11 protein-coding genes are annotated in these 9,374 nt (G+C 33.1%); 10 read left to right on the top strand and 1 reads right to left on the bottom strand.

The window, feature by feature from the left end; translation table 11 throughout:
• The first annotated feature begins 209 nt into the window (after positions 1-209).
• The 9 genes from ACFSY7_RS05450 (at position 210) to ACFSY7_RS05410 (ending at position 8,139) form a co-directional block, all read left to right on the top strand.
• A complete protein-coding gene (locus tag ACFSY7_RS05450; RefSeq protein WP_380147139.1) occupies positions 210-839 on the top strand; it encodes an HD domain-containing protein in 630 nt (209 codons plus the stop codon).
• The gene (locus ACFSY7_RS05445; RefSeq protein WP_380147138.1) at positions 836-2,722 is read left to right on the top strand and encodes an ABC-F family ATP-binding cassette domain-containing protein; all 1,887 of its coding nucleotides are present in this window, start codon (positions 836-838) and stop codon (positions 2,720-2,722) included. The genes ACFSY7_RS05450 and ACFSY7_RS05445 overlap by 4 nt, the downstream gene beginning before the upstream one ends.
• Positions 2,723-2,737: 15 nt before the next feature.
• Positions 2,738-3,856, top strand: a complete 1,119-nt coding sequence (locus ACFSY7_RS05440) for a conserved virulence factor C family protein (protein ID WP_380147137.1) — start codon at positions 2,738-2,740, stop codon at positions 3,854-3,856.
• Positions 3,857-4,122: 266 nt separating this feature from the next.
• Positions 4,123-4,278 (top strand): hypothetical protein, encoded by a 156-nt coding sequence (locus tag ACFSY7_RS05435; RefSeq protein ID WP_380147136.1) that lies wholly within the window; start codon positions 4,123-4,125, stop codon positions 4,276-4,278.
• Positions 4,279-4,874: 596 nt separating this feature from the next.
• A complete protein-coding gene (locus ACFSY7_RS05430) occupies positions 4,875-5,324 on the top strand; it encodes a hypothetical protein (RefSeq protein ID WP_380147135.1) in 450 nt (149 codons plus the stop codon).
• Between the two features lie 12 nt (positions 5,325-5,336).
• Positions 5,337-5,900, top strand: coding sequence for a GNAT family N-acetyltransferase (locus tag ACFSY7_RS05425; RefSeq protein ID WP_380147134.1), 564 nt, complete (start codon positions 5,337-5,339; stop codon positions 5,898-5,900).
• Positions 5,901-6,411: 511 nt separating this feature from the next.
• A complete protein-coding gene (locus ACFSY7_RS05420; RefSeq protein ID WP_020189672.1) occupies positions 6,412-6,786 on the top strand; it encodes a hypothetical protein in 375 nt (124 codons plus the stop codon).
• Between the two features lie 724 nt (positions 6,787-7,510).
• Positions 7,511-8,029, top strand: coding sequence for an N-acetylmuramoyl-L-alanine amidase (locus tag ACFSY7_RS05415; RefSeq protein WP_380147133.1), 519 nt, complete (start codon positions 7,511-7,513; stop codon positions 8,027-8,029).
• Positions 7,948-8,139, top strand: coding sequence for a DUF5776 domain-containing protein (locus ACFSY7_RS05410; protein ID WP_380147132.1), 192 nt, complete (start codon positions 7,948-7,950; stop codon positions 8,137-8,139). Before ACFSY7_RS05415 ends, ACFSY7_RS05410 begins: the two co-directional genes overlap by 82 nt.
• Positions 8,140-8,484: 345 nt before the next feature.
• Here ACFSY7_RS05410 and ACFSY7_RS05405 read toward each other — a convergent pair whose 3' ends face one another.
• Positions 8,485-8,760: a hypothetical protein gene (locus tag ACFSY7_RS05405; protein ID WP_380147130.1), complete on the bottom strand. Its 276-nt coding sequence runs from the start codon at positions 8,758-8,760 to the stop codon at positions 8,485-8,487.
• 243 nt (positions 8,761-9,003) lie between these two features.
• On the opposite strand from ACFSY7_RS05405, the gene ACFSY7_RS05400 reads away from it, so the two are divergent.
• Positions 9,004-9,374 (top strand): transposase (locus ACFSY7_RS05400; RefSeq protein ID WP_380147129.1); only part of this gene is annotated, 371 nt, incomplete at its 3' end.

The following is a 9,374-nucleotide window of genomic DNA, read 5'->3' as shown; positions in this document are numbered from 1 at the left end:
AATGGTAATTCCCAATTTATACATAAAAATAGAGAAGGTGATGTCAAATTCGACATCACCTTCTCTATTAAAGGCTGGAATTTTCACTTATGTCACAGTCTCTTTTTTTATGAATGAATATATATAAAAAGCAAAGATGCTTTAGCTATATGTAATCATACTCTATTTTAAACAGTTTCCATGTATAATGGTAGAGATGAGGTGAGAAGATGACAACTACTGAACAATGTAGCAAACTTGTAAAAGAAGTGTATGCTTCATTTGATGCGAGTCATGATTTTGAACATATACAGCGGGTGTTAGCGACTGCTCGTGCAATTGCAGAAACAGAACCAACTGCTAATGAAAAAATTATTGAATTAGCAGTTTTATTACATGATGTCAGTGATGCAAAATATGCAACATCTAAAGACATAGAAGCAACTATTTTGGCGCAACTATTATTATCAGATGATGAACAGCAACAAGTTAAAGAAACAATTGCGGCGGTTTCTTATCGTGGTGGATATGAGCTAGAAGCAACGACTATTGAAATGAAAATTGTTCGCGATGCTGACCGATTAGATGCATTAGGGGCAATTGGTATTGCACGTGCTTTTATATTCGGTGGTGCGCATGGAAGTTTGATTTATAATGATGATGAAGAGATGCATACATATGAATCTGAGGAAGCATATCGTGCAAAAGATAGCGCTGTTGTGACGCATTTTCACGAGAAACTATTAAAGTTAAAAGATTTAATGACGACAGCATATGGTAAAAAATTAGCGTCACAACGCCATAAATTTATGGTACAGTTTTTACAACAATTGAGCGCAGAAAGAGAAGGTAAAATATGAGTCACTTAATCGTATCAAATTTCACAAAAACAGTAGGGGATAAAACGCTGTTTAATAATATTGATTTAACATTGGTCGAAGGAGAACGTGCAGGGTTAATTGGTATTAACGGCACAGGGAAATCAACATTAATGGCTATCTTAGCAGGGGAATTAGAAACAGACGCTATTGATATCGACCATCCTAAAAATTATCGTATTGCATACCTCCCACAAAATCCAGTATTTGATACAAAATTAACCGTGCTACAAGCGGTATTTACAGGAGATTCTCCGGTTATTACATTAAATAAAGCCTATGAAGAAGCACTAGTAGCGTTAAATGCTGACCCAATGAATGAGCGTGTACAACAACAATTATTTAAACTTCAGCAACGTATGGATACAGAAAATGGCTGGGATATTAATGCGCTTGCAAAAACAGCCTTAACGAAACTCGGTATTAGCGATTACGAAGCATTAGTAGGCACATTATCAGGTGGACAACAAAAACGTGTTGCACTGGCGAAAACATTAATTGAACCAGCAGATTTATATTTATTTGATGAACCAACAAACCATTTAGATGTAGAATCAACAGAATGGCTAACGGATATGATTAATCGTTTGAAAGGTGCTGCAATTATTATTACGCATGATCGTTACTTCTTGGATAGTACATCAACACAAATTTTTGAATTAGCGAATCAAACATTATATAAACATAGTGGTAATTATGGTGCATATTTAGAAGCAAAAGCGATTCGTGAAGAAATGGACGCTGCGACAGATGCAAAAAATCGAAATCGCTATCGTTCGGAATTAAAATGGATTCGACGTGGTGCACAGGCACGTTCTACAAAACAAAAGGCACGTATTCAACGCTTTGAACAATTATCAGACACACTACAAAAAGATAATTCAAAAACGGATTTAGAAATGAACCTTGCGACAACACGTCTTGGTAAAAAAGTAATTGAAGGACAACAAGTGACAAAAGGCTTTGGTGAGAAGCATTTAATTCAATCATTTGATTTCTTATTACAACAAGGTGATCATATTGGGATTATTGGACCAAATGGTGCGGGGAAATCGACATTATTAAAAATGTTAGCTGGAGAAATCCTTCCTGACAGTGGTGAAATTGAAGTTGGTTCGACGGTTAAGGTCGCACACTTTACGCAGCATTTACCAGAGATGGATTCCAATCAACGTATGATTGAATACATTCGTGAAACGGCCAATGATATTAAAGATGTAAATGGCGAGCATTTTTCAGCAGCAGCAATGCTTGAACGATTTTTATTCCCAATGCACTCACATGGCGCACAAATTGGAAAATTATCTGGTGGCGAGAAAAAACGACTCCACTTATTAAAATTATTAATGGAACAGCCGAATGTACTTTTACTAGATGAACCTACAAATGACTTAGATATCGAGACATTATCGGTTCTTGAAGATTTTATTGAGCATTTTGCAGGCGTTGTTGTGACAATTTCGCATGACCGATTTTTCCTAGACCGTATTGCTAAAAAATTATGGGTGTTAGATGGTCAAGGCGGATTAGAAGAATCATTAGATGTTTATACCGATTTTTTAGCAAAAAAACATGCTGAAAAACAACACGCCCCAAAAGAAGAAAAAGTTGAAAAAGTAAAAGAAAAACAACTTAAAACAGAAAAGAAAAAACTTAGCTTTAAAGAACAAAAAGAATGGAAAGACATTGAAAAAAATATTGAAAACGTTGAAAATGATATTATGGAACACGAAGAGCAAATTTCAAAAGCAGGTTCAGATTTCACTTTATTACAACGTTTAACGATTGAATTAGAAGAACTAAACGAGCAGTATGAGCATTTAAGTGAACGTTATGATTATCTAAATGATATAGTAAATGGATAAAAGGGGGATTTTTGAATGCATATCAAATCAATTGAACCGACACCAAGTCCAAATACAATGAAAGTTATTTTAGACCAAGAGTTACCATTTGGCACAGCGCATAATTACAATAAGACCACTGTTGAAACAGCACCTGAGATTATTCAGGAAATTATGAAAATCGACGGCGTAAAGGGCATTTATCATGTAGCTGATTTTCTAGCTGTAGAACGTATTGGTAAATTTGATTGGGAAACCATTTTAATAGCTGTTCGCCAAGTTTTTGGTGAAGAAGCAGAAGCTACCTCTACAAATGGCTCAGTAGATCATTTTGGTGAAGCCTATGTACATGTTCAAATGTTTAATGGTATCCCATTACAAGTAAAAGTCTTTGATAATATGGAAGAAAAACGTTTTGGCTTATCTAAACGTTTTGTTGATGCCTTTTCAGAAGCGATGAAAGATGACGAAAACTATATTATGCAACGTAAATGGGTTGATTACGGTGTTCGTTATGGCGACAAAGAAAAGGTAGGTATTTCGTTAGTACAAGAGCTAGAAGCTGCATTTCCAGATAATCGCATCGAGGAACTTGTTACAGCGAGCCGAGAAAATCGTACAGTTCCAACGAGAAAACGTAAAATCTCATTAGAGGAATTCCAAGTAGATGATTGGGAAAAACGTTTTCAATTACTTGATCAAATTCCTGATCCAGAACTAGATGATATTCCGTTATTAGAAGCTGCTTTAAGAGATGAAAAAATGTCGATTCGCCGTCTTGCAACCGTTTATTTTGGTATGATTGAAAATACAATTGTTGTACCTTATTTAATTGAAGCATTGAAAGACAAATCCGCCTCAGTTCGTCGTACAGCTGGTGATTGCATGAGTGATTTAAGCTTCGGTGAATTTGAAGAAGCAATGCAAGAATCATTAAAGGATAAAAATAAATTAGTTCGTTGGCGTGCAGCGATGTTCTTATATGAAACAGGTACAGAAGCTTCGCTACCTGCATTAGAAGAAGCCAGTAATGACAAAGAATTTGAGGTAAAACTACAAATTAAAATGGCAATCGAGCGTATTACGCAAGGCGAAGATGCAAAAGGCTCTATGTGGCGTCAAATGACCGAAATGCGTCAAAATAATAAAAAATAACAGCATCTATTAGTAAAGAGTAGAGTTAACATCTTAGTATGATAACTCTTTTTTATGAGTAAATAATACCTTTTTTATGTTTTGAAAAATGAATATAAATAATTTTATATTTTGAATGAATAGTTAATTAGGCTTTGATTGACAGAGGAATAAATTCAGGTCTATAATAATGTAATATTAGAAGTATGCAACGAGGTGGAAAAATGATTTGCGGAACATGTGCCTGCAAAAAAGAAAAAATACTAACTTCAAAAATATATCCAACAGTGAACGGGGAACTATTTGTTGGCGATATTCCAGCGACATTTTGTGAATGCGGTATTCATGTATCATATTCTGTAGAAATGGAGCTTGAAGACTATATTAATGAAAAAAATAATACTGTGACAGGTATTGTACACCTTTCTTATAATGAACTATAAATCCTAATTTGTGCATCATACTAAAATAGCGACAATCCGTTTAATTGGATTGTCGCTATTTTAGTATGATGCAACATGAAGTAAAACGAATATGTAGTATAAGCTGCTGCATTTACTTTTATTTAGAAGTAAAAAAGTCCTCAAATGGCGAATCGGACTTTATATAAGCTACGCGTTTATACATACAGTAAGCATTATAAGCCATTAATAGAGTGGTTAAAAGTAAGAGAATTTGAATGAACAAGCTTGTAATCGGTGCAAACACTAACGTTAAAAATAAAGAAAACATAATTCCTATATAAAAAAATGCTGTATTTTTATCCTTCATGACAATCATCCCCTTCTAATATCATAGTAATTTATAGACAGAAATGCTCTTTTTTAAACGTCCTTAAGAAAAAATACTAAAATCAAAGTAACGATTATAAATGTGAGTAGATTTTAATGCCTATTATTACAAGAAGTACCGAAAAATAAAATGATTATAGGGTGTGTTTTATTTTTTTTGAATAGGGAAAATAGTAAGGGGAAAGAATTGAAAGAAACGTCACATTTTTTGTATGATAGACATAGAATTACAAAAAAGGAGTATACCGATGAATAGTGATTTAGAGGATTATTTGATAAAGGGCGATTTTGAACAAGCATTTCATATAGCACAAACAATTTCATATGATGAATTAGAAAAGCAAATGTTATATTTGGCGTATGAAAATGAATCTATCGCCAATTATACATTCATCAACTTACTACTTATCGAATTGGAATCTTGGAAATTGCATGGAATTGCTTATAAATTACTGACAAGCAGTCTTAGTTTTATAGAAGGTGCGTACGTTTCGGCAGCGTGCCATGCACGTAAAGCAATTGAAATTACAAGCTATCAGGAAATAGGTCCGTTAGAAGATTTATTATTTTTATATACAGAATCGCTTACACTCGTTTCACAACAGGAAGCACTACGTCTCGCGAAGGATATTCTAAATTTAGAGGAGGATCATAAGCTGGCGAAGCAGGTCATCGGGAAGCTCTCCAATGTAGAGTAGGGGGGAACTACAATGATTAAAGTTTTTTTACAACCGCATGATATTTCATATGCTGCAGAACTAGCATCTATGATTGCTACACCATCTGTACGGTGTGCATTAGCACTAAAATCTGAAGATTGTACACCTCAAGCCATGATTCAGTTCATACGTACGATGCAACTTGAAGAAATGGAAGGTCATTTTTATTCACGTATAATTCGAGATGAACAACATCAATTAATAGGCGTTATCACATTAAAAAATATTGATGAAGTGACAAAGACATGTCATATGAGCACATGGATTGCAGAACCTTATTGGGGAAAAGGTTATAATTTCTTAGCGAAAGAACAAATATTGTATACAGCTTTTGCGCAATACGATTTGCAATATGTATTTGCAGGGGCTCGTTCAGAAAATTTGCGCTCACGTAAATCACAACGTAAATTACCATATATGACAATGAGGGTGGAAGAAGAATTTGCAAGTGAACATCGTAAATTAGAACGTTTAGAACAAACGCCATGCGTGCTTAATGTAATTAAACGTTTTGATTTTTTAAATTGGTATAATTATTACCGTATTGCGGGTTAACTGTCATGCATTTTGCATGGCTTTTTTAATTTGTAAATTCGAATAAGAGATGATATTGGATGACTAGTTAAATTTATATATCAAAAGAAGTTGAATTATAGAATAAAATCGAATGAAAACGTGTATAAATGTTTATTTAGTAGGGTTTTTTTATAAAGAATAAGCAACTTTTAAAATAAAAAACGTTAATTTAATAAAATTTTTGTAGGTAAAGTAGATTAATTTAGAAATGAGCTTATTTCAGTGTTTATAAAAAAAACATTACGTTAATAAAGTAATTAACTCTTTTTTTTTGAGTGTTTTTTGAATAAAAAGGATAAAAAATAGTTAATTTTACTTAAATATAAAAAATTTTGTATAAATTTGTGAATGATATATCTAAAGTTGGAATTCTAATGATGAACACTGAATTTTTTTGATACTGGTTGCGTTATACTAAAAAACTATGATATTGTAGGGTACAAACATGAAAGACTAGACAACTGAACACATTTTTGTTGGGGGAATTGAGATGCATTCTACAAAAGAATTATTAGAGAAACATAGAAAAAATAAACGTATTAAACGTTTTTCTAGCTTACGAGAAGTTCCAACACCAACAGTTAAAATTGGTGATCGCCAAGCTGTGACAGAGGAACTTCAAAAAGCATTAAACGTATTTGATAGCATGAAAGATAAAGAAGTCGCTCAACAATCAGAAATTGATTGTTTTGCAGATGCTATAGCAATTTATGAATTGTACATAAATCAAATGCTCGTTATTATGGATGATGGTGAAAACGCATGGAATTATTCTAATGCAGAAATTGAAGAGTTGGTAGAAAGTGTATCGCTACTTTATCGCCACTTTGATTCACTTGTTCGTAAGAAGTTATTCCAATGGTAAAAAATAAAAATTCGCGGATGATTTTCATTCGCGGATTTTTATTTTTTTAAAAGAGCTTTTTAAGCCTTTTTACCGTACATAAGACAAGAATCGACAATTTGTATGAATTAGTGTCGAAAAGACGCTTAAAACGCCTAAAAATAAGCTTTAAACGTCTGTTACATAAAAATTATTATAAAGTGAAATATAGTACTCTTTTTTCAATAAATTTATATTTATAAGGAATAAATGGTATTTTTTATCTGCATATTAAAGGATAAAGATAATTTAGTGTTCATAATTATGTATATTAAATTCCTGGGAGGATTTTAAGAAAGCATTTAAAATTCGGGAAATAACAAAAATATATATAAAATAAAAATGTCGAAAAAAGTCGTCTTTCTTATAAATAAATTTTTGAAAAGCAGTATCAAAAAAATAGTATAACTTTGATAATTTATGGCCAACACGATTCATAAGGCAAATCTACACTAGCTTCATCCAAAAAACTAATATGTGTGTAACGTAGCATATACGTGTGCAGCTGTTTTGTCAGTGAAATTTTTTCACGAATGCGACGTGTCGCTGTTTTTAAATAATCAACGACAGGCGCGTACCCATCAAATATTTTGAATAGTTACTCGCATTAATTGATAGGCTTGCGTATCTTTCTTTCATCATTCCATCAATATGACATTCAAACATTGCACATAGATGATGCAACAGGCCGTACAGATGTTGCTTTATGAACACGTGCAAAGCGAGCAAACAACTGGGGTGCCAATGTCTATCGTGCCACCACAATGCGGACACAAATATATGGTCTAATAAATGGGACGGTACAGAAACATTTAGTCTTTCAGCGTCTGCAACAAAAGCAACCAAACTTGCGAACATCGTGCATAAACGTTTAGTAAAGGCTACTGGACTACAAAATCGTGGTGCAAAACATGCGAATTACCAAGTGTTACGTGATACTTCAATGCCGGCTATTTTAACAGAAGGTGGCTTTATGGATTCGACAATTGATATTAAATATATGCGCAATTCAGCGTGGTTAGCATCGCAAGGCTACGCTATTGCAGATGGCATTGCGGAATATTTAGGGCTTAAAGTGATACCGTCACACTGGTTGGTAACTCGAATACAGAGAAGTATTACAAATCAAATGCACCTAAAGGATTGTATCGTGTTATTAAAGAATGTGGCGAATACGATAGCGTTAAATTCAATGAGTCTAAACGTATTCAAACGCTTAAAGTGAGCACAGCGTTTACTGTCACAGAAATTATTAAAGTAGAAAATGTGTATCGTTTAAAAACCAAATCTAAAACATATCTAACAGCTAAGAAGGAAAATGTAGAAAAAGTATAAAACAAAGCCCCTTATCTTTCATAATAATGTAGAAGATACAGGGGCTTTTTTAATACAGATTATTAATTAGTTGAAGTTTTTTTTCGCTTTAAAAAATGAATAATTACACAAATAAATCCTACAATACTTAGAATCCCAAAAGATTCTGTAAAAGCACTTGATAATTTACTGCCTTCTACAAATACTCGTACTAGAAATAAAAGTACCGAACTAACGAATAATACAGTGATAATCTTGCTTAGAGACGTATTTAAGATAATCATAACTAATAAAAGTAAAATTGAGCTGCTTCCTATGATATTTACTAGCATTTTATTCCTCCTATATAATTTAGTATACAGTTAATTAAAAAGCTAAAAATGTGATAGTTTTCGCCACAATAGTTGCTTGAGTTTTACTAAATCCTTGTGCTGTTAATTCTTTAATGATTTTAGCTTGAATATCTCCAGTAAAATGTTCAAAAGCTCCAACCACTGCTAAAAATTTAGCTTGAGAACCAAATTTATTTTTAATCGATTTTGGAAGACTGTTGTAAGCTACTTTTAAAGCTTTTAAACTCCATCCAATTTTCCAATGCTGTAGAACTGTTGGTTTCTCATGGACTTCATTAAATGTTTTCAATAAATTTAATTTTTCTATATCAGTATATTATAATGTGTTAAAAAAGAATAATTTGATATTTTATAAATTTTGAAATAGGAAAATATCAAATTTACCATTATAAATATTTAAGGTTTTTAAGTAGAAATAAAAAGACGAGAGCGTAAAATATTTTGTGTAAATGAAAAAAAACCATAAAAAAAGAAGACCCAATTCTTGGTAGAATAAAGTCACCACAACCAATTCTAGAAAGAGGGTCTTCCTATGGATAAGTTTACGACAGAAATCATTCAAACGCTAGCGCAAAATGGCAATATCAGTGAAGTTTTTCGTAGTCATCTTGAAAAAGCAGTCAATACGCTGTTAGCGCAGGAGTTAACGGCGTTTTTGGACGATGAAAAATACGACCGTATCGGCTTTAACTCTGGGAATTCACGAAATGGTGTGTACGAACGCACGCTGCACACGGAGTATGGCGACTTAAAGCTGGCAATCCCACGTGATCGCAATGGCGATTTTCGTCAACAGATGATTGCGCCGTATAAACGCTCGAACGATACGCTTGAAAATACGGTCATTCACTTGTTTCAAAAAGGCATTACGATGACGGAGATTGCCCACCTCATTGAACGAAT

The organism is Kurthia populi (assembly GCF_042686175.1).
GTDB lineage: Bacteria > Bacillota > Bacilli > Bacillales_A > Planococcaceae > Kurthia > Kurthia populi.
Note: the sequence above shows the minus strand (reverse complement) of the source record. Positions and strands in the feature narration are given on the sequence as shown.